General features: G+C 66.6%; 22 protein-coding genes and 1 tRNA gene. All 23 read left to right on the top strand.

Annotated features, from left to right (window positions below; translation table 11 throughout):
• Positions 1 to 65: 65 nt before the first annotated feature.
• The 23 genes from BM172_RS02115 (at position 66) to rpsO (ending at position 23,372) form a co-directional block, all read left to right on the top strand.
• Positions 66 to 422, top strand: a complete 357-nt coding sequence (locus BM172_RS02115) for a PilZ domain-containing protein (protein ID WP_035322846.1) — start codon at positions 66 to 68, stop codon at positions 420 to 422.
• 325 nt (positions 423 to 747) lie between these two features.
• The gene (locus tag BM172_RS02110; protein ID WP_026634441.1) at positions 748 to 1,104 is read left to right on the top strand and encodes an NADH-quinone oxidoreductase subunit A; all 357 of its coding nucleotides are present in this window, start codon (positions 748 to 750) and stop codon (positions 1,102 to 1,104) included.
• Positions 1,095 to 1,652 carry a NuoB/complex I 20 kDa subunit family protein gene (locus BM172_RS02105; protein ID WP_026634440.1) on the top strand — a complete coding sequence of 186 codons (558 nt, stop codon included), beginning with the start codon at positions 1,095 to 1,097 and terminating at the stop codon, positions 1,650 to 1,652. The genes BM172_RS02110 and BM172_RS02105 overlap by 10 nt, the downstream gene beginning before the upstream one ends.
• Before the next feature lie 10 nt (positions 1,653 to 1,662).
• Positions 1,663 to 2,391: an NADH-quinone oxidoreductase subunit C gene (locus tag BM172_RS02100; protein ID WP_026634439.1), complete on the top strand. Its 729-nt coding sequence runs from the start codon at positions 1,663 to 1,665 to the stop codon at positions 2,389 to 2,391.
• 2 nt (positions 2,392 to 2,393) lie between these two features.
• A complete protein-coding gene (locus BM172_RS02095) occupies positions 2,394 to 3,647 on the top strand; it encodes an NADH-quinone oxidoreductase subunit D (protein WP_026634438.1) in 1,254 nt (417 codons plus the stop codon).
• Between the two features lie 18 nt (positions 3,648 to 3,665).
• Positions 3,666 to 4,193, top strand: a complete 528-nt coding sequence (gene nuoE, locus BM172_RS02090; RefSeq protein ID WP_026634437.1) for an NADH-quinone oxidoreductase subunit NuoE — start codon at positions 3,666 to 3,668, stop codon at positions 4,191 to 4,193.
• A gap of 13 nt (positions 4,194 to 4,206) precedes the next feature.
• Positions 4,207 to 5,517, top strand: a complete 1,311-nt coding sequence (gene nuoF / locus BM172_RS02085; protein ID WP_026634436.1) for an NADH-quinone oxidoreductase subunit NuoF — start codon at positions 4,207 to 4,209, stop codon at positions 5,515 to 5,517.
• The gene (nuoG, locus tag BM172_RS02080; protein WP_026634435.1) at positions 5,514 to 7,838 is read left to right on the top strand and encodes an NADH-quinone oxidoreductase subunit NuoG; all 2,325 of its coding nucleotides are present in this window, start codon (positions 5,514 to 5,516) and stop codon (positions 7,836 to 7,838) included. Before nuoF ends, nuoG begins: the two co-directional genes overlap by 4 nt.
• Before the next feature lie 3 nt (positions 7,839 to 7,841).
• Positions 7,842 to 8,870: an NADH-quinone oxidoreductase subunit NuoH gene (nuoH, locus tag BM172_RS02075; RefSeq protein ID WP_026634434.1), complete on the top strand. Its 1,029-nt coding sequence runs from the start codon at positions 7,842 to 7,844 to the stop codon at positions 8,868 to 8,870.
• An 8-nt stretch (positions 8,871 to 8,878) separates the two neighbouring features.
• Entirely contained in the window at positions 8,879 to 9,370 is a 492-nt protein-coding gene (nuoI, locus tag BM172_RS02070; protein ID WP_026634433.1) for an NADH-quinone oxidoreductase subunit NuoI, read from the top strand.
• An 11-nt stretch (positions 9,371 to 9,381) separates the two neighbouring features.
• The gene (locus BM172_RS02065; protein WP_026634432.1) at positions 9,382 to 10,044 is read left to right on the top strand and encodes an NADH-quinone oxidoreductase subunit J; all 663 of its coding nucleotides are present in this window, start codon (positions 9,382 to 9,384) and stop codon (positions 10,042 to 10,044) included.
• A complete protein-coding gene (gene nuoK / locus BM172_RS02060; RefSeq protein ID WP_026634431.1) occupies positions 10,041 to 10,346 on the top strand; it encodes an NADH-quinone oxidoreductase subunit NuoK in 306 nt (101 codons plus the stop codon). Before BM172_RS02065 ends, nuoK begins: the two co-directional genes overlap by 4 nt.
• Before the next feature lie 4 nt (positions 10,347 to 10,350).
• Positions 10,351 to 12,444, top strand: coding sequence for an NADH-quinone oxidoreductase subunit L (nuoL, locus tag BM172_RS02055; protein WP_026634430.1), 2,094 nt, complete (start codon positions 10,351 to 10,353; stop codon positions 12,442 to 12,444).
• 14 nt (positions 12,445 to 12,458) lie between these two features.
• Positions 12,459 to 13,967, top strand: coding sequence for an NADH-quinone oxidoreductase subunit M (locus BM172_RS02050; protein WP_026634429.1), 1,509 nt, complete (start codon positions 12,459 to 12,461; stop codon positions 13,965 to 13,967).
• An 8-nt stretch (positions 13,968 to 13,975) separates the two neighbouring features.
• Positions 13,976 to 15,439, top strand: a complete 1,464-nt coding sequence (gene nuoN, locus BM172_RS02045; protein ID WP_026634428.1) for an NADH-quinone oxidoreductase subunit NuoN — start codon at positions 13,976 to 13,978, stop codon at positions 15,437 to 15,439.
• Positions 15,440 to 15,597: 158 nt separating this feature from the next.
• A tRNA-Met gene (locus BM172_RS02040) sits at positions 15,598 to 15,674 on the top strand.
• A gap of 71 nt (positions 15,675 to 15,745) precedes the next feature.
• Complete coding sequence (locus tag BM172_RS02035; protein ID WP_143096426.1) at positions 15,746 to 16,063, top strand: hypothetical protein; 318 nt, start codon at positions 15,746 to 15,748, stop codon at positions 16,061 to 16,063.
• A gap of 408 nt (positions 16,064 to 16,471) precedes the next feature.
• A complete protein-coding gene (gene rimP, locus BM172_RS02030; RefSeq protein WP_026634426.1) occupies positions 16,472 to 16,984 on the top strand; it encodes a ribosome maturation factor RimP in 513 nt (170 codons plus the stop codon).
• 48 nt (positions 16,985 to 17,032) lie between these two features.
• Positions 17,033 to 18,532 (top strand): transcription termination factor NusA, encoded by a 1,500-nt coding sequence (nusA, locus tag BM172_RS02025; protein ID WP_026634425.1) that lies wholly within the window; start codon positions 17,033 to 17,035, stop codon positions 18,530 to 18,532.
• Between the two features lie 126 nt (positions 18,533 to 18,658).
• Entirely contained in the window at positions 18,659 to 21,466 is a 2,808-nt protein-coding gene (gene infB, locus BM172_RS02020) for a translation initiation factor IF-2 (RefSeq protein WP_026634424.1), read from the top strand.
• Positions 21,467 to 21,612: 146 nt separating this feature from the next.
• The gene (gene rbfA / locus BM172_RS02015; protein ID WP_026634423.1) at positions 21,613 to 22,011 is read left to right on the top strand and encodes a 30S ribosome-binding factor RbfA; all 399 of its coding nucleotides are present in this window, start codon (positions 21,613 to 21,615) and stop codon (positions 22,009 to 22,011) included.
• Positions 22,011 to 22,940, top strand: coding sequence for a tRNA pseudouridine(55) synthase TruB (truB, locus tag BM172_RS02010; protein ID WP_026634422.1), 930 nt, complete (start codon positions 22,011 to 22,013; stop codon positions 22,938 to 22,940). The genes rbfA and truB overlap by 1 nt, the downstream gene beginning before the upstream one ends.
• Before the next feature lie 162 nt (positions 22,941 to 23,102).
• Positions 23,103 to 23,372, top strand: coding sequence for a 30S ribosomal protein S15 (rpsO, locus tag BM172_RS02005; RefSeq protein ID WP_026634421.1), 270 nt, complete (start codon positions 23,103 to 23,105; stop codon positions 23,370 to 23,372).
• Position 23,373: the final 1 nt, after the last annotated feature.

Raw genomic sequence — 23,373 nt, 5'->3', positions numbered from 1 at the left:
GGCGTGCCGCTCGCTACGATGCGCGGCATCGGGCCGCCACCGTCCACGGCCCGCGGGGACGCAGCATGAATCCGGCCATCGCGGCCCGCCAGGGCATCATTTCACTGAAGATCAAGGACACGGCCGCGCTCTACAACGCGTACATGCCGTTCCTCAAGCATGGCGGCCTGTTCGCCCCCACCGCCCAGGGCTATTCGCTCGGCGACGAGGTGGTGCTGCTGGTCAACCTCGCCGACGAAGGCGAGCGCCTGTCGGTCGCCGGCAAGGTCGTGTGGGTCACCCCCGTCGGCGCCCAGGGCAACCGCACGGCCGGCATCGGCGTGCAGTTCAACGATTCCTCGGACGGCGAGGTCGCGCGTTCCCGCATCGAGGCCATCCTGGCCGGCATGAGCGGCTCCGAACGCCCCACCCACACCATGTAACGCCGCCATCACGGCGAGAAGGGCGACACTGCATCCTTTGGCTCCTGCGCCCAGGGGTCGGCGGCTCGTTGGCGGCCCTGCCAGCAGGCCGATGAAATAGCCGTCAAGGCTTGTTGTTGTTAAGCGCACTGATACAATGTCCCGATTTCCGAATTCGATCGTGGTAAGTCGGACGCTCGTGCTTGCAACGCGTGCGATCGTGGCCCCAGAAGCCCACGGCCAGACGGCCATGCCGATCCGCAGTAGACCGGACCTGTTTTACACCTGACCGTTTCCCCCAGGCGGTCACTGATGCGCCCCCGGCGGCGCGGAGGTACGCGACATCGTGCTTGCCGAATACTGGCCCATCCTGCTGTTCATCGGCGTCGCGACGGGCTTAGGGCTCGTCCTGCTGGCCATCGGCCTCCTGGCCGGTCCCCGCCGTCCCGAGTCCGAGAAGCTCTCGCCCTACGAGTGCGGCTTCGAGGCCTTCGAGGACGCCCGCATGCGCTTCGACGTGCGCTACTACCTGCTGGCGATCCTCTTCATCATCTTCGACCTGGAAATCGCCTTCCTGTTTCCGTGGGCGGTGGTGTTCGACAAGATCGGCATCACGGCGCTGATTGAAATGGCCTTGTTCCTGCTGCTCCTGGTCATCGGTTTCGCTTACGTGTGGAAGAAGGGAGCACTGGAATGGGAGTGATCTCCTCGCTCGACCGGGTGATGCACAACCCGCAGCCCTTGAACGTGGTCGACGACATCCTGCGTCCGGCCGGCGACAACCCGGTGATCCAGCGCGGCGCGGTGACCACCACCGTCGACGCCCTGATGAACTGGGCGCGCACCGGCTCGATGTGGCCGATGACCTTCGGCCTGGCCTGCTGCGCGGTCGAGATGATGCACGCCGGCGCCGCGCGCCTGGACCTGGACCGCTACGGCGTCATCTTCCGTCCCAGCCCGCGCCAGTCCGACGTGATGATCGTGGCCGGCACCCTGGTCAACAAGATGGCCCCGGCGCTGCGCAAGGTCTACGACCAGATGCCCGACCCCAAGTGGGTGATCTCGATGGGCAGCTGCGCCAACGGCGGCGGCTATTACCACTATTCGTACTCCGTGGTGCGCGGCTGCGATCGCATCGTGCCGGTGGACATCTACGTGCCGGGCTGCCCGCCGACGGCCGAAGCGCTGATCCACGGCATCCTGCAGTTGCAGAAGAAGATCCGCCGCACCAGCACGATCGCGCGGTCCTGAGGCCCAAGCCATGAGCGAAACGCAAACGAACTCGCTGGCCGAGCGCCTGTCCGCGCGGTTCGGCGACACGCTGAAGATCAGCGTCGCCCGCACCGAAGTCACCGCCGAAGTGGCCGCCGCCGACCTGATCGCGGTGGCCACCGCGCTGCGCGACGAGGCGGCCTTCCGCTTCGGCGAGCTGGTCGACCTGTGCGGCGTCGACTACCTCGGCTACGGCCAGACCGAATGGGACACCGAAACCGTGTCCGGCACCGGCTTCTCGCGCGGCGTGGAAGGCGAGGCGATGGGCCGCTTCAAGTGGGCCGACCGTCCGCGCGACGTCAGCCAGCCGCGTCGCTTCGCCGCGGTCATCCACCTGCTGTCGATCGAGAACAACCAGCGCCTGCGCCTGCGCGTGTTCGGCGAGGACGACAGCCTGCCGGTGGTGCCGTCGGTCACCGGCGTGTGGGCCGGGTCCAACTGGTTCGAGCGCGAGGCGTTCGACCTGTACGGCATCATCTTCGAAGGCCATCCGGACCTGCGCCGCATCCTCACCGACTACGGTTTCGTGGGGCATCCGTTCCGCAAGGACTTCCCGCTGATCGGCAACGTCGAGGTGCGCTACGACCCCGAGCAGAAGCGCGTGGTCTACGAACCCGTGTCGATCGAGCCGCGCGTGCTGGTGCCGCGCGTGATCCGTGACGACGCCGACCTGTTGCAGGCCAAGGCCGAAGCCGCCGACAACTGGCGGGAGAACTGAGCATGCAGGAAATCCGCAACTACACGATGAACTTCGGCCCGCAGCATCCGGCCGCGCACGGCGTGCTGCGCCTGGTGCTGGAGATGGACGGCGAGACCATCGTCCGCGCCGATCCGCACGTGGGCCTGCTCCATCGCGGCACCGAGAAGCTGGCCGAGGCCAAGCCGTTCAACCAGTCGATCGGCTACATGGATCGCCTGGACTACGTGTCGATGATGTGCAACGAGCACGCCTACGTGCGTGCGATCGAGACCCTGCTGGGCATCGAGGCGCCGGAACGCGCGCAGTACATCCGCACCATGTTCGACGAGATCACCCGCATCCTGAATCACCTGATGTGGATCGGCTCGAACGCGCTCGATCTCGGCGCGATGGCGGTGTTCCTGTACGCCTTCCGCGAACGCGAAGAACTGATGGACGTGTACGAGGCCGTCTCCGGCGCCCGCATGCACGCCACCTATTACCGTCCGGGCGGCGTGTATCGCGACCTGCCGGGCAAGATGTCGCAGTACCGCGAGTCGCCCTGGCACAAGGGCAACGACCTCAAGCGCCTGAACGCCTGGCGCGAAGGTTCCATGCTCGACTTCCTCGAGGCCTTCACCGCCGACTTCCCGTCGAAGGTGGACGAGTACGAGGAGCTGCTGACCAACAACCGCATCTGGAAGCAGCGCACTGTCGGCATCGGCGTGATCTCGCCGGAGCTGGCCCAGCAGTGGGGCATGACCGGCGCGATGATCCGCGGCTCGGGCGTGGCCTGGGACCTGCGCAAGAAGCAGCCCTACGCCAAGTACGCCGAGATGGATTTCGACATCCCGGTCGGCGTCAACGGCGACTGCTACGACCGTTACCTGGTGCGCGTGGAAGAGATGCGCCAGTCCAACCGCATCATCCAGCAGTGCATCGCCTGGCTGCGCGCCAACCCCGGCCCGGTGATGGTGGAGAACTTCAAGGTCGCGCCGCCCAGGCGCGAGGCCATGAAGGAGGACATGGAAGCCCTCATCCATCACTTCAAACTGTTCACCGAAGGCTATGGCGTGCCGGCGGGCGAGACCTACTGCGCGGTCGAGGCGCCGAAGGGCGAGTTCGGCTGCTACCTGGTCTCCGACGGCGCCAACAAGCCGTTCCGCGTGCATCTGCGCGCGCCGGGTTTTGCCCATCTGTCGTCGATCGATCCCATCGTGCGCGGCCACATGCTGGCCGACGTGGTGGCGATGATCGGCACCTATGACCTCGTGTTCGGCGAAGTCGATCGCTGAGCCGACGGGAGCATACGCATGAAAGCCACCGGAAATTACGAGCAGGTCAAGCACGTCGACCCGCTTGCCGTGTTGAACGACCACACCCGCCATCACATCGACGAGTGGGTCGCCAAGTTCCCGCCGGACCGCAAGCGCTCGGCGCTGATCCAGGCGCTGTTCGCCGCGCAGGAGCAGAACCAGGGCTTCCTCACCGACGAGCTGATCACCGCCGTCGCCAGGTACCTGGAGCTGCCCGCGGTATGGGCTTACGAAGTGGCCAGCTTCTATTCGATGCTGGAGACCAGGCCGGTCGGCCGCAACAACGTCGCCATCTGCACCAACATCTCGTGCTGGCTCAACGGCGCCGAGGAGCTGGTCGCGCATTGCGAGAAGAAGCTGGGCATCAAGCTGGGCGAAAGCACCGCCGATGGCCGCGTCTACCTCAAGCGCGAAGAAGAATGCATCGCTGCCTGCGCCTGCGCGCCGGCGATGACCGTCAACGGGCATTACCACGAGCGTCTCACGGCCGACAAGGTCGACGAGATCCTCGACGGTCTCAAGTAAGGGTCACGGCGTCATGGCATACGGTCCCGCACCCCAGGAACACCAGGTCGTCTACACCACGCTGCATTTCGACAAGCCGTGGGCGATGGACAGCTACACCCAGGTCGGCGGCTACGAGGCGTGGAAGAAGATCCTCGCCGAGAAGCCCGACCCGAACGCGCTGATCGAAGAAATCAAGAAGAGCAACCTGCGCGGCCGTGGCGGCGCAGGCTTCCCGACCGGCCTGAAGTGGTCCTTCATGCCCAAGGGCAACATGCAGAAGTACATCCTCTGCAACTCCGACGAGTCGGAGCCGGGCACCTGCAAGGACCGCGACATCCTGCGCTTCAACCCGCATGCGGTGATCGAGGGCATGGCGATCGCCTGCTACTGCACCGGTTCCACCGCGGCGTACAACTACCTGCGCGGCGAGTTCCACCACGAGCCCTACGAGCACTTCGAGGAAGCGCTGAAAGAGGCTTATGCCGCCGGCCTGCTGGGCAAGAACATCCAGGGCACCGGCATCGACGTGGACATTTACGGCGCGCTCGGCGCCGGCGCCTACATCTGCGGCGAAGAGACCGCGCTGATGGAATCGCTGGAAGGCAAGAAGGGCCAGCCGCGCTTCAAGCCGCCGTTCCCGGCCAACTTCGGCCTGTACGGCAAGCCGTCGACCATCAACAACACCGAAACCTACGCCTCGGTGCCGGCGATCCTGCGCAAGGGCGCGGACTGGTTCCTGGCGCAGAGCAAGACCAAGAACGGCGGCCCGAAGATCTTCTCGGTCTCCGGCTGCGTGCAGAAGGGCGGCAACTTCGAGGTGCCGCTGGGCACCACCTTCGACGAGCTGCTGGAAATGGCCGGCGGCCTGCGTCCGGGCCGCAAGCTCAAGGGTGCGATCCCGGGCGGCGTGTCGATGCCGGTGCTGAAGGCCGAGCAGCTGAAGGGCCTGCCGTTCGACTACGACACCCTGCGCGACCTGAAGACCGGCCTGGGTTCCGGCGCCATCGTGGTGCTGGACGACACCGTCTGCACGGTGCGCTTCACCCGTCGCATTTCCCAGTTCTTCCACAAGGAATCCTGCGGCCAGTGCACGCCGTGCCGCGAAGGCACCGGCTGGATGCACCGCGTGCTGGACCGCATCGTGGAAGGCAAGGGCACCATGGAAGACCTGCATCGCCTGAAGGCGATCGCCGGCCAGATCGAAGGCCACACCATCTGCGCGTTCGGCGAAGCGGCGGCGTGGCCGGTGCAGGGTTTCCTGCGCCAGTTCTGGGATGAGTTCGAGTACTACATCGTCAATGGCCGTTCGATCGTCGACGACCAGATCGGAGTCGCCGCATGAGCGCGCAGCCCGTGAACAACACGCCGCCCGACCTGCTCAACATCGAGGTCGACGGCAAGCCCACGCAGATCCGCAAGGGCGCCATGATCATCGAGGCGGCCGACGCCATCGGCGTGTCGATCCCGCGCTTCTGCTACCACCGCAAGCTGCCGATCGCCGCCAACTGCCGCATGTGCCTGGTGGAAGTGGAAATGGGCGGCAAGCCCATGCCCAAGCCGCAGCCGGCCTGCGCCACCCCGGTGGCCGAGGGCATGAAGGTGACCACCCGTTCCGCCGGCGCGCTGAAGTTCCAGCGCGACGTGATGGAATTCCTGCTGATCAACCATCCGCTGGATTGCCCGATCTGCGACCAGGGTGGCGAGTGCGAGCTGCAGGACGTGGCCCTGGGCTACGGCCGCAGTGTGTCGCGCTACACCGAGCGCAAGCGCACCATCGCCGACGAAAACCTCGGGCCGCTGGTCGCCACCGAGATGACCCGCTGCATCCAGTGCACGCGCTGCGTGCGCTTCACCAGCGAGATCGCCGGCACCTACGAGCTGGGCGGCATGAGCCGCGGCGACAACCTGCAGATCGGCACCTATATCGGCAAGGCGCTGGAGACCGAGCTGTCCGGCAACGTCATCGACGTGTGCCCGGTCGGCGCACTCACCAACAAGCCGTTCCAGTTCAAGGCGCGCGCCTGGGAACTGATCGCCAAGCCGTCCGTCGGCTACCACGACGCGCTGGGCTCCAACCTGTGGCTGCACACGCGCCGCGGCGAGGTGCTGCGTGCGGTGCCGCGCGACAACGAGACCATCAACGAGTGCTGGCTGTCCGACCGCGACCGCTACAGCCACCAGGGCATGTACGCCGCGGACCGCATCACCGCGCCGCAGGTCAAGCGCAACGGTCAGTGGCAGTCGACCACCTGGGAAGATGCGCTGATCCTCGCCGGCGAAGCGCTGGCCAAGGCGCGCGGCGACATCGGCTTCCTGGTGGCTCCGGCTACCACCAATGAGGAAGGCGACCTGCTGGTGCGCCTGGCCCATGGCCTGGGCAGCGCGCATGTCGACCACCGCCTGCGCCAGATCGACTTCGCCGACGGTGCCCGCGCCCAGGCCTTCGGCCTGCCGGTGGCCGAGGTCGACAAGGTCAAGGCCGCGCTGCTGGTCGGCTCGGACCTGCGTTACGAAATGCCGCTGCTGAACCACCGCGTGCACCAGGCGGTGAAGAAGGGCGCCAAGGTCTACGCCGTGAACCCGGCGCGCTTCAGCTTCAACTACGCGCTGGCCGGCGAAGCGATCGTCGCGCCGCAGGCCATGGTCGATGCGCTGCTGGCGCTGGCCAAGGCGGCGGTGCAGGGCGGCGCGACCGCTCCGGCGGCGCTGGCCCCGGCCATCGACGCCGTGCAGGCGGACGAGGGCGACCGCGGCGCGATCGACGCGCTGAAGGCCGGCAAGGCCGTGGTGATCCTCGGCGAAGCCGCCGCGACGCATCCGCAGGCTTCGTGGCTGCGCGCGATCGCCCGCTTCATCGCCCAGGCCACCGGCGCCGGCTACAACGAGATCCCGGTCGGCGCGAACGCGCTCGGCCTGACCCGCGTCGGCGTGCTGCCGGGCAACGGCGGCCTCGACGCGCAGGCGATGCTGGCGCAGCCGCGCAAGGCCTACGTGCTGTACGGCGTGGAGCTGCCGCACGACGTCGCCGACGGCGCCGCGGCGCTGCAGGCGCTGACCGGCGCGGAGAGCGTGGTGGCCTGCTCGGCCTACGCCACGCCCGCGCTGCGCGACCTGGCCGATGTGATCCTGCCGATCGCGCTGCTGCCGGAAATCGACGGCACCCTGGTGAATGTCGATGGCCTCGCACAGAGCGTGGTGCAGGGCGCCCGCGCCCCCGGCGACGCCCGCCCGGGCTGGAAGGTGCTGCGCGCGCTCGGCGGCGGCCTGAAGCTGGCCGGCTTCGAGTTCGACGACCTGGCCGGCCTGCGTGACGGCATCGTCGACCGCGCCGCGACCGCACGCGAGGGCCTTGCGCCGCGCACGGCGGTCGAGGGCCTGAGCCGTCTCGCCACCTGGCCGATGTACCGCTCCGACGCCGTGCTGCGCCGTGCGACCGCGCTGAACGCGCATCCGCTGAACCGTGCGCCGGCCGTGCGCCTGAGCGCCGCCGAGGCGCAGCGCCTGGGCCTGGCCGACGGCGCGCCGGTGCGCGTCGGCAAGGTCGTGCTGCCCGCCGCCGTCGACGCGTCGGTGCCGGACGGCACGGTGTGGATCGAGGCCGCACACGAACTCACCGCCACGCTGCCGCCCTACGGCGCAGCCATCACCTTGAGCAAGGCGTAAGCCATGGGCGAACAGATCCTCAACCAGCTCGTCTGGCCGGTCATCTACATCCTGTGCATCGCCGTCCCGGTGATCCTGGCGGTGGCGATGTTCGTGTACTGGGAGCGCAAGGTCATCGGCTGGATGCACGTGCGCATGGGGCCGAACAAGGTCGGTCCGCTCGGCCTGCTGCAGGCCTTCGCCGACGTGGTCAAGCTGCTGATCAAGGAAGTGATCCTGCCGACCAGCGCGAACAAGTTCCTGTACTACCTGGCGCCGCTGCTGGCGCTGGTGCCGGCGATGGCCGCGTGGGCGGTGATCCCGTTCAACGACAAAATGGTGCTGGCCAACGTCAACGCCGGCGTGCTGTACCTGCTGGCGATGACCTCGCTGGGCGTGTACGGCATCATCCTCGCCGGCTGGGCCTCCAACTCGCGCTACGCGCTGCTCGGCGCGATGCGCTCGGCCGCGCAGGTGATCTCCTACGAGCTGGCCATGGGCCTGTGCCTGGTCTGCGTGCTGGTGCTGGCCGGCAGCCTGAACCTCACCGACATCGTGCATGCGCAGGCGGGCAGCAAGGGCATCTTCGAGTGGTTCATGTGGCCGCTGCTGCCGGTGTTCGTCATCTACTTCATTTCCGGCGTGGCCGAGACCAACCGCGCGCCGTTCGACGTGGCCGAGGGCGAATCGGAAATCGTCGCCGGCTTCCACGTGGAGTACTCCGGCTCGGCGTTCGCGATCTTCTTCCTGGCCGAATACGCCAACATGATCCTGGTCAGCTTCCTGGCCGCGATCCTGTTCATGGGCGGCTGGCTGTCGCCGTTCCCCGCATCGGTGCCGTTCCTGGGGCAGGGCAGCTTCTTCTGGCTGTTCGCGAAAGCCTTCGCCTTCGCCTTCCTGTTCCTCTGGTTCCGCGCCAGCTTCCCGCGCTACCGCTATGACCAGATCATGCGGCTGGGCTGGAAGGTGTTCATTCCCATCACCATCGTCTGGGTTCTCGTGGCCGGCTGCATGAAGTATTTCGGCTGGGTCAGCATCGGCACGGGAGGCTGAAGAAAACCATGTCCGGCATTACCAACTACTTCAAGAGCCTGCTGCTCATCGAGCTGTTCAAGGGCATGGGCCTGACCATGCGCTACATGTTCAGCCCCAAGTACACGATGCGCTACCCGATGGAGCACATCCCCAAGTCGAACCGCTTCCGCGGCCTGCATGCGCTGCGCCGCTACGCCAACGGCGAGGAACGCTGCATCGCGTGCAAGCTGTGCGAGGCGGTGTGCCCCGCGCTGGCGATCACCATCGACTCCGCCCCGCGCGAGAGCGACGGCCAGCGCCGCACCACGCGCTACGACATCGACCTGTTCAAGTGCATCTTCTGCGGCTTCTGCGAAGAGAGCTGCCCGGTCGACTCGATCGTCGAGACGCACGTGCACGAATACCACTTCGAAAAGCGTGGCGAGAACGTCGTGACCAAGTCGCAGCTGCTCGCCATCGGCGATCGCTTCGAGCATGAAGTCGCCACCGCTCGCGCCCAAGACGCCGCGTACCGCTAAAGGACACAACCGTGATCGATCCGTCTGTGTTCCAACTCGTCTGTTTCTACGCCTTCGCGGCGGTCACCGTGGTGGCGGCGCTGGGCGTCATCACCCTGCGCAACTCGGTGCATGCCGTGCTGTCGCTGGTGCTGACCTTCTTCAGCACCGCCTGCATCTGGCTGCTGGCCGAGGCGGAGTTCCTCGCCATCGCGCTGATCGTGGTCTACGTCGGCGCGGTGATGGTGCTGTTCCTGTTCGTGGTGATGATGCTGGACATCAAGCAGGAGCACCTGCGCGAAGGCTTCATCCGCTACCTGCCGGTGGGCATCGTGGTGGCTCTGGTGATGCTGGTGGAAATGCTCGCCCTGATCGGCGTGCGCACCATGCACGAGGCGGTGATGGGCGCCAACCCGGCCACCGCCGCCGGTCTGTCCAATACGCAGTGGCTGGGCCAGGCGCTGTATACCCAGTTCCTGCTGCCGTTCGAGATCGCGGCGCTGATCCTGACCGTGGGCGTGGTCGCCGCCGTGGCGCTGACCCTGCGCCACCGCGGCGGCACGCGCCACCAGACGGCTGCGCAGCAGGTCGCGGTCAAGGCCAGCGACCGCGTGCGCATCGTCAAGATGGCCGCTGAGCGCCCCGCGACGGAAACGCCCGCCGCGCCTGCCCAGAATCCGGAGACCAAGCCATGATCACGCTGTCGCACTTCATCGTGCTTGGCGCGGTGCTGTTCTGCATCGCGGTGGCCAGCCTGTTCATCAATCGCAAGAACGTCATCGTGCTGCTGATGTCGATCGAGCTGATGCTGCTGGCGGTGAACATCAACTTCGTGGCCTTCTCGCGCTTCCTCGGCGACGTGGCCGGCCAGGTGTTCGTGTTCTTCATCCTTACCGTGGCCGCGGCGGAAACCGCCATCGGCCTGGCGATCCTGGTCCTGCTGTTCCGCAATCGCAGCACGATCAACATCGCCGAAATCGACAGCATGAAGGGCTGAGCCGATGGCAATCTCCACCTCCATTCTGCTGGTCATCGCGCTCGCGCCGCTGCTCGGCTGCCTGCTCGCCGGCTTCCTCGGCAAGTTCATCGGACGCGCCGGCGCGCACAGCGCCACCATCCTCGGCGTGGCGATCTCCTGCGCCCTGTCGATGTACGTGCTGTACCAGCTGTGCACCGGCGCGGTGCCGGTCTACAACCAGAACATCTACACCTGGTTCGAGATCGGCAAGTACACCGCCACGGTCGGTTTCCTGATCGACAAGCTGTCCGCCATGATGATGGTGGTGGTCACCTTCGTGTCGCTGCTGGTGCACATCTACACCATCGGCTACATGGCCGAAGACGACGGCTACCAGCGCTTCTTCAGCTATATCTCGCTGTTCACCTTCTCGATGTTGATGCTCGTGATGAGCAACAACTTCATGCAGCTGTTCTTCGGCTGGGAGGCGGTGGGCCTGGTCTCGTACCTGCTGATCGGCTTCTGGTTCAAGCGCCCGACCGCGATCTTCGCCAACCTCAAGGCGTTCCTGGTCAACCGTGTGGGCGACTTCGGCTTCCTGCTGGGCATCGCCGCGATCCTGTACTTCCTGGGCACGCTGGACTACTCCACCGCGTTCGCCAACGCGCCGAGCCTGGTCGGCAAGACCCTGCAGATCACTCAGAACCATGCCTGGGACGCCGCCACCGTGATCGGCGTGCTGCTGTTCATCGGCGCGATGGGCAAGTCCGCCCAGGTGCCGCTGCACGTGTGGCTGCCGGACTCGATGGAAGGCCCGACCCCGATCTCGGCGCTGATCCATGCGGCCACCATGGTGACCGCGGGCATCTTCATGGTCGCGCGCATGTCGCCGATCTTCGAGCTGTCCGAAGGTGCGCTGAGCTTCATCATGGTGATCGGTGCCACCGGCGCGCTGTTCACCGGCCTGATCGGCATCGTCCAGAACGACATCAAGCGCGTGGTGGCGTACTCCACGCTGTCGCAGCTGGGCTACATGACCGTGGCGCTGGGCGTCTCGGCCTATGCCGGCGCGGTGTTCCACCTGATGACCCATGCCTTCTTCAAGGCGCTGCTGTTCCTGGGCGCGGGCTCGGTGATCATCGCCATGCACCACGAGCAGGACATGCGCTACATGGGCGGCCTGCGCAAGTACATGCCGGTCACCTGGATCACCATGTGGATCGGTTCGCTGGCGCTGTGCGGCGTGCCGTTCTTCGCGGGCTTCTATTCCAAGGACGCGATCATCGAGGCGGTGGGCGAGTCGCATCGCTGGGGCGCGGGCTATGCCTATGCCTGCGTGCTGATCGGTGCCTTCGTCACCGCGCTGTATACGTTCCGCCAGATGTACCTGACCTTCCACGGCAAGGAGCGCTTCACCGTGGTGGCCGACCATGGCCATGGCCACGGCGAGCATGCCGCGCATCACGACGCGCATCATGGCGATGCGCATCATGGCGAGCATCACGATGACGCGCACCACGACGACCATGGCCACCACGAGCCTGGCGTGCTGCACCATGCGCCGAAGGAATCGCCGTGGGTGGTGACCTTGCCGCTGGTGCTGCTGGCGATCCCGTCCATCGTGATCGGCGCGATCGGCGCCAAGTCGATGCTGTACAGCGGCTGGTTCGGCGAGGCGATCCACGTCAACGAAGCCAACAACGTGCTGGCCGAGCTGAGCCACGAGTTCCATGACTGGTTCTCCGCGGCGCTGCATGGCTTCGCGCAGTGGCCGTTCGTGCTGGTGGCGCTGGCCTTCGCGATCCAGACCTACATCTACCTGTTCAACCCGGCCGTCGCCGACAAGATCAAGAGCGCGCTCAAGCCGCTGTGGACCGTCCTCGACCGCAAGTACTGGATCGACGACGTCTACTTCGCGGTGTTCGCCAAGGGCGGCGTGAAGCTCGGCCGCGCGCTGTGGAAGGGCGGCGATGCGGCGGTGATCGACGGTGTGCTGGTGGATGGCTCGGCCTCGCTGGTGCAGCGCGTCGCCCGCGGGGTCCGCGCGCTGCAGTCCGGCTACCTCTATCACTATGCCTTCGCGATGATCCTCGGCCTGATCCTGCTGCTCGGCGGGTATTGGCTGGTCGGGCAATAAGGGAACCCAGCTCCATGTTCAATCACTTGCTCAGCCTGCTGATCTGGCTCCCGATCGTCGGCGCCATCCCCGTGCTGCTGGCCGGCTCCGGCCGTCCCAACACCGCACGCTGGATCTCGCTGCTGGTGGCCGTGCTCACCTTCGTGCTCAGCCTGTTCCTGTTGACGCAGTACAACGCGGCGGACAGCAGCAAGCAGCTCGGCGAAAGCTATCTGTGGATCGCCTCGCTCGGCGTGCACTACGGCCTGGCGGTCGACGGCATCTCGGTGGCGCTGATCCTGCTGACCACCTTCGTCGGCATCCTGGTCATCGTCGGCGCCTGGGAGGTCATCCAGAACAAGCCGCACCAGTACATGGCCGCCATGCTGGTGCTCGAAGGCCTGATGATCGGCGTGTTCTGCGCCACCGACGCGCTGCTGTTCTACGTGTTCTTCGAGGCCATGCTGATCCCGATGTTCATCCTCATCGGCATCTGGGGCGGTCCGCGCCGCGTCTACGCGACCTTGAAGTTCTTCATCTACACCTTCCTCGGCTCCATCTTCATGCTGGTGGGCCTGATCTACCTGTACCTGAAGGCGGGCTCGTTCGACCTGGCCACGCTGGCGGCGCTGCCGCTGAGCATGCAGGAGCAGACCTGGCTGTTCTTCGCCTTCCTGGCCGCCTTCGCGGTGAAGGTGCCGATGGTGCCGGTGCACACCTGGCTGCCGGATGCCCACGTGGAGGCGCCGACCGGCGGCTCGGTGGTGCTGGCCGCGGTGATGCTGAAGATCGGCGGCTACGGTTTCCTGCGCTTCTCGCTGCCGATCGTGCCGGACGCGGCCGACGCCTACGCCTGGCTGGTGATCGGCCTGAGCCTGATCGCGGTGGTCTACATCGGCTATGTCGCCCTGGTGCAGGACGACATGAAGAAGCTGGTGGCGTATTCGTCCGTGGCGCACATGGGCTTCGTCACCTTAGGCATCTTCATCGCCTTCATGCTGGTGCGCGGCACCGGCAATGCCGACGCGGCCAAGCTGGGCATGCAGGGCGCGATGGTGCAGATGATCTCGCACGGCTTCGTGTCGGGCGCGATGTTCTCCTGCATCGGCGTGCTGTACGACCGCCTGCACAGCCGCCAGATCAAGGACTACGGCGGCGTCATCAACGTGATGCCGTGGTTCGGCTTCTTCTACGTGCTGTTCGCCATGGCCAACAGCGGCCTGCCGGGCACCAGCGGCTTCGTCGGCGAATTCCAGGTGATCCTGGCCAGCTTCCAGGCCAATCCGTGGATCGCGCTGTTCGCCGCCTTCACCCTGATCATCGGCGCCGCCTACACCCTGTGGATGGTCAAGCGCGTGCTGTGGGGCGAGGTGACCAACCCGCACGTGGCCGAGATGAAGGACATCAACGGGCGCGAAGCCTTCGTGCTGATCGCCTTCGCCGCCGCGGTGGTGGCGCTGGGCGTGTGGCCGCAGCCGCTGATCCACCTGATGGACAGCTCCGTATCGCAGCTGGTGCAGCAGCTTGGCAACCACAAGATCTGAGAATGACCATGCCGAATCTCAATGACATTCTGATCATGCTGCCGGAGCTGTACCTGGTGGCGGCGGCGTGCCTGCTGTTGCTGGTGGACGCTTTCATGAAGGCGGAACAGCCGGTCCTGCTGGGACTGAACGGGCGCGAGGTCCTGCACTGGACGTCGATCCTGGTGGTGCTGGTCGCCATCTACCTGGTGATCTCCGGCCAGCCGGAGCAGCCGGTACGGGCCTTCGGCGGCATGTTCGTGCGCGACGGCGTGGCCGAGATCCTCAAGGTGTTCGCGCTGCTCTGCGTGGCGCTGATCTTCATCTACGCGCGCTCGTACCTGGCCGACCGCAAGCTGTTCGTCGGCGAGTTCTACACGCTGATGATCTTCGCGGTGATCGGCGTGATGCTGCTGGTCTCGGCCGGCAACCTGATCACGGTGTACCTGGGCCTGGAGCTGCTGACCCTGTCCTCGTACGCGCTGGTCGCGCTCAACCGCGATTCGAAGCTGTCGTCCGAGGCGGCGGTGAAGTACTTCGTGCTGGGCGCGCTGGCCTCGGGCATGCTGCTGTACGGCATGTCGATGGTCTATGGCGCCACTGCCACGCTGGACCTGGCCACGCTGCACAATGCCGCCGCGCATACCGGCGTGCCCAACCTGCTGTTGTTCGGCCTGATCTTCATGATCATCGGCATCGGCTTCAAGCTGGGCGCCGCGCCGTTCCACATGTGGATCCCGGACGTCTACCAGGGTTCGCCGACCGCGGTGACCATCTTCATCGGTTCGGCGCCGAAGCTGGCCGCGTTCGGCATGGCCTACCGTCTGCTGGAATCGGGCCTGGGCGACCTCTCGGCGCACTGGCAGCAGATGCTGGCCGCGCTGGCGGTGCTGTCGCTGGCGATCGGCAACCTGGTCGCCATCGTGCAGACCAACCTCAAGCGCCTGCTGGCCTATTCGACCATCTCGCACATGGGCTACCTGCTGCTGGGCCTGGTCAATGCCGGTCCGGAAGGTTATGCCTCGGCGCTGTTCTACGCGATCAGCTACGCGCTGATGGGCACCGCGGCCTTCGGCGTGATCCTGGCGCTGGCCCGCGCGGGCTTCGAGTGCGAGGAGATCGACGATCTCAAGGGCCTCAACCAGCGCTCGCCGTGGATGGCCTTCCTGATGATGCTGGTGATGTTCTCGCTGGCCGGCGTGCCGCCGCTGTTCGGCTTCTTCGCCAAGTTCCTGGTGCTGCAGTCGGCCATCCATGCCGGCATGCTGTGGCTGGCGATCGTCGGCGCGGTGTTCGCCATCATCGGCCTGTACTACTACCTGCGCGTGGTCAAGGTGATGTATTTCGACGCGCCGGTGGAAGGCACCGAACTGAAGCCGCAGCGCGATCCGGCCATGCGCCTGGTGCTGTCGCTCAATGCGCTGACCTTGCTGGTGCTCGGCCTGTACTGGGGGCCGCTGCTGGGCTGGTGCAAGAGCGTGTTTCCGGGTTGAGGATGTGGCGGCCTTTGGTCGCCGCATTATCTGCAGTGCGCTGCGGTGGAAGAGCACAGCGCAGGGCGGTCGGTAAGAATTTCGCAAAAAAAGCTCTACATACTTGATTAGAGCTCTTGCAAGAATTCGGCCATCCCGCTATAGTTTCATTTCTCTGGTGCGGGGTGGAGCAGTCTGGCAGCTCGTCGGGCTCATAACCCGAAGGTCGTAGGTTCGAATCCTACCCCCGCTACCAATTCTTCGATTCGGCGCTGTCCTCTGGATGGCGCCGAATTTTTTTATGCGCGCGAAAGATGCGAGTGCAGCTTGGCTCTGAAGCATCTCTTGGTTTTTTTCCTGCTCGCCTGTGCAGCGAGCCAGACCGCCGAAGCCAATGGCCTGTCGGGCGACGAATGTACCCGGCTGGGCGAGCTGGCGGAGCAGATGGCGGACATGCATGCGCGCGGATTCCCGGTCGATCCGGTCTATGCGGCGGTGGCGAGCGATACCCAGGCCAGCCTGGACATGAAACTCCTGCGCCTGGAGATGACGCGCTGGGTCTTCGCCAACGCGACGATGTCCTCGCGCAAGCTGCGCGAAAAGGTCGAGGAGAAGTGCGGGAGCGGTACTTTTCCCTGGAACTGACCGGCCGGGCAGGGAAGCGCCAGGGCGATGAATGGCGGTGATCCGGCGGCTGTCCCACCCCACGCGCCAGGCCCGACTCAACTGGCGTAAATGTTGCAAAATCACGTTGATCCGACTATGCTTCGTGAACTCTGCAGCGGCCAAAGCGGAATGGCGACGCGCCTCACCGGCGCATCCAGGTTCCCCCGCTATCGGATCTTTCTTTGAACAAGAAAGCCTCCTCGTGAGGCTTTTTTGTTGGGCGCAAGGATGCGTCGCGTCTTCGTCACGCCAGGCTTGGTATTGCTATCGGTTTGCGCGCGCAGACGCCCGGAAAGAGCCCCGGAAGAGTCGGGACATCGGCGAGATAAGGGAATGGGCCGTTGGAGCCCATTTTTTGTTTCTGGCGACAGTAAAAAGACGGTTTTTATGGACACGCAGGCAATCGCACAACGCTTCGACGAGGTACTGGCCGACCTGGGCCTGGCATGCCTTGGCGTCGAGTTCTCCCCGTCGCAGGGGCAGAGTACCCTGCGCGTTTACCTGGACGTGGAAGGACGCGAAATCACCCTCGACGATTGCGAGGCGGCCAGCCGCGAGCTGTCGGCCATGCTCGACGTGGAAGACCCGATCCCGGGCCATTACCTGCTGGAAGTGTCCTCGCCCGGCATCGACCGCCCGCTGTTCACCGCGGCGCAGTTCGCCAAGGTCGGCGGACAGGAAGTGAAAGTGCTGCTGAAGGCGCCGCTCGAAGGGCGCCGCCGCCTCCGCGGCAAGGTTTCGTCGGTGGAAGGCGAGCGCATCGCGCTGGAAGCCGAGGGGAAAGTGTTCGAGTTCGATCACGACGCGGTGGAAAGCGCGCGCGTGGTGCCGGATTGGGCAGCGCTCGGCTATGTGCCGCAGCCCAAGCCCGGCAAGAAGCCGGTCAAGAAGACCAAGTAATCCATCAGAGCGAGCGGGCGACGGAAAGGCGTCCACGGAGTTGCTGCAATGAGCAAAGAACTATTGCTGGTCGTCGACGCGGTTGCCAATGAGAAGGGCGTGCCGCGCGAGGTGATCTTCCAGGCGATGGAGGCCGCGCTGGCCTCGGCTGCCAAGAAGCGTTACCCCGACGAGGATCCGAACATCCGCGTGAGCATCGACCGCCAGAACGGCGAGTACGAGACGTTCCGCCGCTGGGAAATCATCGCCGACGACGGCGAGATGGAATCCCCGTACCACCAGCTGCGCCTGATGGACGCGGTCGACGAGCGCGAGGACGCGCAGATCGGCGAGTACATCGAGACGCAGATCGAGAACGCCGAGTTCGGCCGCATCGCCGCCCAGGCCGCCAAGCAGGTGATCGTGCAGCGCGTGCGCGAGGCCGAGCGCCAGCAGGTGGTCGATGCCTACAAGGACCGCGTGGGCGAGCTGATCACCGGCATCGTCAAGCGCGTCGAGCGCGGCAACGTCTACCTGGACCTGGGCGGCAACGCCGAGGCCTTCATCCCGCGCGACAAGACCATCCCGCGCGAATCGCACCGCGTCGGTGACCGCGTGCGCGGCTACCTGGCCGAGGTGAAGTCGGAAATCCGCGGCCCGCAGCTGTTCGTTTCGCGCGCGGCGCCGGAATTCATGATCGAGCTGTTCAAGCTCGAAGTGCCGGAAGTCGGCCAGGGCCTGGTCGAGATCAAGGGCTGCGCGCGCGATCCGGGCGACCGCGCCAAGATCGCCGTGGTGGCCCACGACAGCCGCACCGATCCCATCGGCGCCTGCATCGGCATGCGCGGTTCGCGCGTGCAGGCGGTGTCCAACGAGCTCAACGGCGAGCGCGTGGACATCATCACCTGGCACGAGAACCAGGCCCAGTACGTCATCAATGCGATGGCGCCGGCCGAAGTCCAGTCCATCATCATGGACGAGGAGAAGCACTCCATGGACATCGCGGTGGCCGAGGACAAGCTGTCCCAGGCCATCGGCCGCGGCGGCCAGAACGTGCGCCTGGCCAGCAAGCTCACCGGCTGGCAGCTCAACGTGATGACGCAGGACCAGGTCGCCGCCAAGAGCGAGGCCGAACAGGAGGCCGCGCGCCAGCTGTTCATGGAAAAGCTCGAGGTGGACCAGGAGATCGCCAACATCCTGGTGCAGGAAGGCTTCTCCAGCATCGAGGAAATCGCCTACGTGCCCAGCGCCGAGCTGCTGGCGGTGGAGGGCTTCGACGAGGACATCGTCGAGGAACTGCGCGCCCGCGCCCGCGACGCCCTGCTGACCGAGGCACTGGCGGTGGAAGAAGGCGTGAACGAGCCGTCGGAAGAATTGCTGGCGCTGCCGGGCATGAGCGAGTCGATCGCCTATGCGCTGGCCGAGCGCGAGGTGGCGACGCTGGACGATCTGGCCGACCTCGCCGTCGACGATCTCATCGATATTGAAGGCGTGGACGAAGACCTCGCCGCCAAGCTGATCATGGAAGCGCGCAAGCCCATGATCGAGCGGCTGGAGAGGGGCGGCTAACCGCGGACGGCCGCGCCCGGGACGGGCGCGCCGAGGGAAGCCTTCAAGGCTTCCACCACGGATGGCGGTACCCGGGCGGCCTTCGGTCGCACGGGGTATGCGCGGGAACGGCGGAGAAAGAACACGATGTCGGACGTAACGATCAAACAACTCGCCAAGGTACTTGGCTTGCCGGTGGACAGGCTGCTTGGGCAGCTGGCCGAAGCCGGCATGAAATTCTCCGATCCGGAGCAGGTGATCAGCAGCACCGAAAAGGTGAAGCTGCTGGGCTTCCTGCGCCGCACGCACGGCAAGAGCGAGGAGACCGCGGAAGCGGAGGACAGCTCGCCGCGCCAGATCACGCTCAAGCGCCGCAAGGTCAGCGAGCTGAAGGTGTCCACCCCCGGCGGCCGCGGTGCCGGCGGCGCCAAGACGGTGAACGTGGAAGTGCGCGCCAAGCGCACCTACGTCAAGCGCAGCGTCATCGCCGAGGAAGCCGGCGCCGACCATGAGCGCGAGGACGCCCTGCGCAAGTTGCAGGAATCCGCGCAGCAGCGCGAGCACGAGGAAACCGAGCGCGTCGATGCCGAGCGCCGCCGCCAGGACGAGGCGCGCCAGCGCGAGGAAGCCGAGCAGCGCCGCCAGGAAGAAGCCGAGCAGCGCCGCCAGCAGGCCGCAGCCGAGGCTGAGGCGGCAGCTGCCCGCGCCGCCGAGGAAGCGGCCGCGGCCGAGCGCGAGGAAGCCCGGGTCGAGGAGCCGGCGCAGGCCGCTGCCGAAGCCCAGGCGCCGGCGCAGCACAAGCCCGCCGCCGCGCCGCCGGCCCCGTCCGTGCAGAAGATCGATCCGAAGGCGCTGGGCATGATCCTGCCGCGCATCCACGAGCCGCGCCGCCGCGAGAAGCCGGTGGCCGCTCCGGCTGCCGCGCCCGCTCCGGCCCCCGCGCCGGCACCGGCGCCTGCCGCGGCGGGCGCGACCGATGCGCGCAACAAGGCGCGCCCCGGTGGCCGCGACCGCGACGAAGGTCCGGGCGGCAAGCGTTTCGCCGCCGGCGAGCTGCATCTGTCCGAAGCCGACCGTGCGCGCCGCAGCAAGCGCGGCAAGCCGGGCAAGCCCGGCCGCAACGAGCCCGTGCGCGGCGGCGGTTCGGTCGCCGGCACCGGCGCCCATGGCTTCTCCCGTCCCACCGCGCCGGTCGTGCGCGAAGTGGTGGTGGGCGACGCCAACGTGGTCGCCGACCTGGCCCAGAAGATGGCCGTGAAGGGTTCGGAAGTGGTCAAGGCGCTCTTCAAGATGGGCGTGATGGCCACCATCAACCAGACCATCGACCACGACACCGCCGTGCTGGTGATCGAGGAACTCGGCCACAAGGCCGTGGCGGTGAGCGAGAACAACGCCGAGGCCGCGCTGGCTGCCCATACGCAGAACGCGGAGCTGGAAGGCGAGAAGAAGCCGCGTCCGCCGGTGGTCACCATCATGGGCCACGTCGACCACGGCAAGACCTCGACGCTGGACTACATCCGCCGCACCAAGGTCGCCTCGGGCGAGGCGGGCGGCATCACCCAGCACATCGGCGCGTACCACGTGGAAACGCCCAAGGGCGTGATCACCTTCCTGGATACCCCGGGCCACGCCGCGTTCACCTCGATGCGCGCCCGCGGCGCGCAGTCGACGGACATCGTGGTGCTGGTGGTGGCGGCCGACGACGGCGTCATGCCGCAGACGGCCGAAGCCGTGCAGCATGCGCGCGCCGCCAAGGTGCCGCTGATCGTGGCGCTCAACAAGATGGACAAGTCGGACGCCAACCCCGACCACGTCAAGCAGGGCCTCGGCAACCTGGAAGTGATTCCGGAAGAGTGGGGCGGCGACACCCCGTTCGTGCCGATCTCGGCCAAGACCGGCATGGGCATCGACGACCTGCTCGACGCGATCCTGGTCCAGGCCGAAGTGATGGAGCTGACCGCGGTCGAAGACGGTCCGGCCTCCGGCGTGGTGATCGAATCGAGCCTGGACCGCGGCCGCGGCCCGGTAGCGACGGTGCTGGTGCAGCAAGGCACGCTCAAGCGCGGCGACTTCGTCGTCTGCGGCATCGAGTACGGCCGCATGCGCGCGCTGATCGACGAGAACGGCAAGACCGTGCAGGAAGCCGGCCCGTCGATCCCGGTGCAGGTGCTGGGCTTGTCCGGCGTGCCGGAATCCGGCGACGACTTCGTGGTGGTGGCCGACGAGCGCCTGGCCCGCGAAGTGGCCGCCGAGCGCCAGCTCAAGCGCCGCGAAACGCGCATGGTCAGCAAGGCCAACCGCCTCGAGGACATCATGGCCCAGATGGGCCAGGGTGCCGAGCAGCAGACGCTCAACATCCTGGTCAAGGCCGATGTGCAGGGTTCGGTGCAGGCGCTGCGCGAGTCGCTCAGCGCGATCGGCAACGAGAACGTGAAGGTCAACGTGATCGCGGCCGGCGTCGGCGGCATCACCGAGTCCGACGCCACCCTGGCGGCCGCCTCCAAGGCCCTGGTGATCGGCTTCAACGTGCGTGCCGACGCCTCGGCCCGCAAGGTGATCGACACGGCCGGCCTGGACGTGCGCTATTTCTCGATCATCTACGACGTGATCGACCAGGTGAAACAGGCCGCTTCGGGCCTGCTGGGCAAGGAAGTGCGCGAGGAGATCATCGGCATCGCCCAGGTGCGCGAAGTCTTCCGCAGCTCCAAGTTCGGCGCCGTGGCCGGTTGCATGGTCATCGAAGGCACGGTCAAGCGCAGCAAGCCGATCCGCGTGCTGCGCGACAACACCGTGGTGTTCCAGGGCGAGCTCGAATCGTTGCGCCGCTTCAAGGAACTGGTCGACGAAGTGCGCAACGGCATGGAATGCGGTATCGCCGTGAAGCAGTACAACGACGTGAAGGTCGGCGACCAGATCGAGTGCTTCGAGCGCATCGAGGTGGCCCGTACGCTGTAAGCCGGACAGGGGGGCTTGCGCTCCCCGTTCCGTAAGAATCGGAGCCCGGACAGCCTTGTCCGGGCTTCGGCGTTTTTCGTATCGGCGCCGTCCCGCGCAGGGGCGGCGCAGCATCGACCGCGCATGGCGGTCGTCAAGGAGGCTTTATGCCCTCGCGCGATTTCAAGCGTACCGACCGCGTCGGCGCCGAGCTGCGCCGCGAACTGGGCCTGCTGGTCCACGCCGCCGTGCGCGACCACGGCCTGCCCTCGGTCAGCGTCTCGGACGTGGAAGTGACCCGCGACCTGGACTGGGCCTCGGTGTGGGTGACCGCGCTGCTGCCGGAACAATCGAAGGAGGCCGTGAAGGCGCTGAACGAGCTGGCCGGCGAATTCCGCCGCTCGCTCTCGCGCAGCATGCGCCTGCGCCGGGTGCCAGAGCTGCGCTTCAAGTACGACGACTCGGTCGACAAGGGCGAGCGCATCGAAAGCCTGCTGCGCCAGCAGGCCAGGGACCTGGGCGTGGACCAGGCCGATGGCGCCGCCAAGGACGACGGCGAGGACTGATGCGCCGCAGCCGCTTCCGCGACCTGCACGGCCTGCTGCTGCTGGACAAGCCGCTGGGCCTCAGTTCCAACCAGGCCCTGCAGAAGGCGCGGCACCTGCTGCGTGCGGAGAAGGGCGGCCATACCGGCGCGCTGGATCCGCTGGCCACCGGCCTGCTGCCGCTGTGCTTCGGCGAGGCCACCAAGATCGCCGGCAGCCTGCTGGGTTCGCGCAAGGCCTACCGCGCCGAGCTGCGCCTGGGCGCCACCACCACCACCGCCGACCTGGAAGGCGAGGTGGTGCTCGAGCGCCCGGTGCTGCCGCTGGACGAGGCCGTGCTGGAGGCCGCGCTGGCCGGCCTGCGCGGGCGCATCGTTCAGGTTCCGCCGGTGTATTCCGCGCTCAAGCAGGGCGGCGAGCCGCTCTATGTGAAGGCGCGCCGCGGCGAGGACGTGCAGGCGCCGCCGCGCGAAGTCGAGGTGTTCAGGCTGGAGCTGCTGTCGCGCACGGCCGATACCTTGCGGCTGGAGGTGGAATGCGGCTCCGGCACCTACATCCGCAGTCTCGCCGTGGACCTGGGCGAAGCCCTGGGCTGCGGTGCGCACCTGACCGCGCTGCACCGCCTGTGGGTGGAGCCGTTCCGGATCCCCGCCATGATCACCCTGGCCGAGCTGGAAGCCGCCGCGGCGCAGGGCGAGGCCGCCATGGATGCGCTGGTGCTGCCGGTGGCCGCCGGCCTGGCCGGCTGGCCGGCGCTGGCGCTGGACGAGGAGCAGAGCGTGGCGGTCACCAAGGGGCAGCGGATCCAGCTCGCCGGGCTGGCGCCGGGCGCCTATGCCGCGTTTGCGCCCGACGGGCGCCCGGTGGCGCTGTGCGAACTGGACCGGGACGGCCTGCTGCGCATCCAGCGCGGCTTCAATCTGCCGCCGTTGGCGGCGCAAAAGGCATGACAGCGCCATCGGCGCGCTTGTCATGCTCTTGTTGTAATGCGCATCGGGCGGCTAGAATATCCCGCTTGTTCCAGAGTTTTATCCATCCGTCCGAAGCTTGCGCAACGTCATCGACGGTGACGTTGCGCAAGCTTCGCACCCGCTTTTGAGGAAGAGAGACCCATGTCCCTTACTGCAGAACAGACCGGCAAGATCATTGCTGAATACGGCCGCGTGCCGAACGACACCGGTTCGCCGGAAGTCCAGGTGGCCCTGCTGTCGGCCCGCATCAATCACCTGACCGACCACTTCAAGGCCCACAAGCAGGATCACCACTCGCGCCGCGGCCTGCTCAAGCTGGTCAACCAGCGCAAGCGCCTGCTGAGCTACCTCCAGGCTCGCGACGTGACCCGCTACCAGAGCCTCATCGAACGCCTCGGCCTGCGCCGTTAAT

The organism is Dyella marensis, from assembly GCF_900112865.1.
Classification (GTDB): Bacteria; Pseudomonadota; Gammaproteobacteria; order Xanthomonadales; family Rhodanobacteraceae; genus Dyella_D; species Dyella_D marensis_A.
This window is presented reverse-complemented; position numbering and strand designations above follow the sequence as displayed.

What these genes read in the sequence shown, in the direction of transcription:
- nuoL (WP_026634430.1), top strand. Translation starts at nt 10,351, where the DNA reads ATGGCAATCTCCACCTCCATTCTGCTGGTCATCGCGCTCGCGCCGCTG.
- nuoI (WP_026634433.1), top strand. Translation starts at nt 8,879, where the DNA reads ATGTCCGGCATTACCAACTACTTCAAGAGCCTGCTGCTCATCGAGCTG.
- BM172_RS02050 (WP_026634429.1), top strand. Translation starts at nt 12,459, where the DNA reads ATGTTCAATCACTTGCTCAGCCTGCTGATCTGGCTCCCGATCGTCGGC.
- BM172_RS02115 (WP_035322846.1), top strand. Translation starts at nt 66, where the DNA reads ATGAATCCGGCCATCGCGGCCCGCCAGGGCATCATTTCACTGAAGATC.
- nuoN (WP_026634428.1), top strand. Translation starts at nt 13,976, where the DNA reads ATGCCGAATCTCAATGACATTCTGATCATGCTGCCGGAGCTGTACCTG.
- nuoF (WP_026634436.1), top strand. Translation starts at nt 4,207, where the DNA reads ATGGCATACGGTCCCGCACCCCAGGAACACCAGGTCGTCTACACCACG.
- nuoK (WP_026634431.1), top strand. Translation starts at nt 10,041, where the DNA reads ATGATCACGCTGTCGCACTTCATCGTGCTTGGCGCGGTGCTGTTCTGC.
- nusA (WP_026634425.1), top strand. Translation starts at nt 17,033, where the DNA reads ATGAGCAAAGAACTATTGCTGGTCGTCGACGCGGTTGCCAATGAGAAG.
- BM172_RS02100 (WP_026634439.1), top strand. Translation starts at nt 1,663, where the DNA reads ATGAGCGAAACGCAAACGAACTCGCTGGCCGAGCGCCTGTCCGCGCGG.
- rpsO (WP_026634421.1), top strand. Translation starts at nt 23,103, where the DNA reads ATGTCCCTTACTGCAGAACAGACCGGCAAGATCATTGCTGAATACGGC.
- rbfA (WP_026634423.1), top strand. Translation starts at nt 21,613, where the DNA reads ATGCCCTCGCGCGATTTCAAGCGTACCGACCGCGTCGGCGCCGAGCTG.
- BM172_RS02105 (WP_026634440.1), top strand. Translation starts at nt 1,095, where the DNA reads ATGGGAGTGATCTCCTCGCTCGACCGGGTGATGCACAACCCGCAGCCC.
- infB (WP_026634424.1), top strand. Translation starts at nt 18,659, where the DNA reads ATGTCGGACGTAACGATCAAACAACTCGCCAAGGTACTTGGCTTGCCG.
- truB (WP_026634422.1), top strand. Translation starts at nt 22,011, where the DNA reads ATGCGCCGCAGCCGCTTCCGCGACCTGCACGGCCTGCTGCTGCTGGAC.
- nuoE (WP_026634437.1), top strand. Translation starts at nt 3,666, where the DNA reads ATGAAAGCCACCGGAAATTACGAGCAGGTCAAGCACGTCGACCCGCTT.
- rimP (WP_026634426.1), top strand. Translation starts at nt 16,472, where the DNA reads ATGGACACGCAGGCAATCGCACAACGCTTCGACGAGGTACTGGCCGAC.
- BM172_RS02095 (WP_026634438.1), top strand. Translation starts at nt 2,394, where the DNA reads ATGCAGGAAATCCGCAACTACACGATGAACTTCGGCCCGCAGCATCCG.
- nuoH (WP_026634434.1), top strand. Translation starts at nt 7,842, where the DNA reads ATGGGCGAACAGATCCTCAACCAGCTCGTCTGGCCGGTCATCTACATC.
- nuoG (WP_026634435.1), top strand. Translation starts at nt 5,514, where the DNA reads ATGAGCGCGCAGCCCGTGAACAACACGCCGCCCGACCTGCTCAACATC.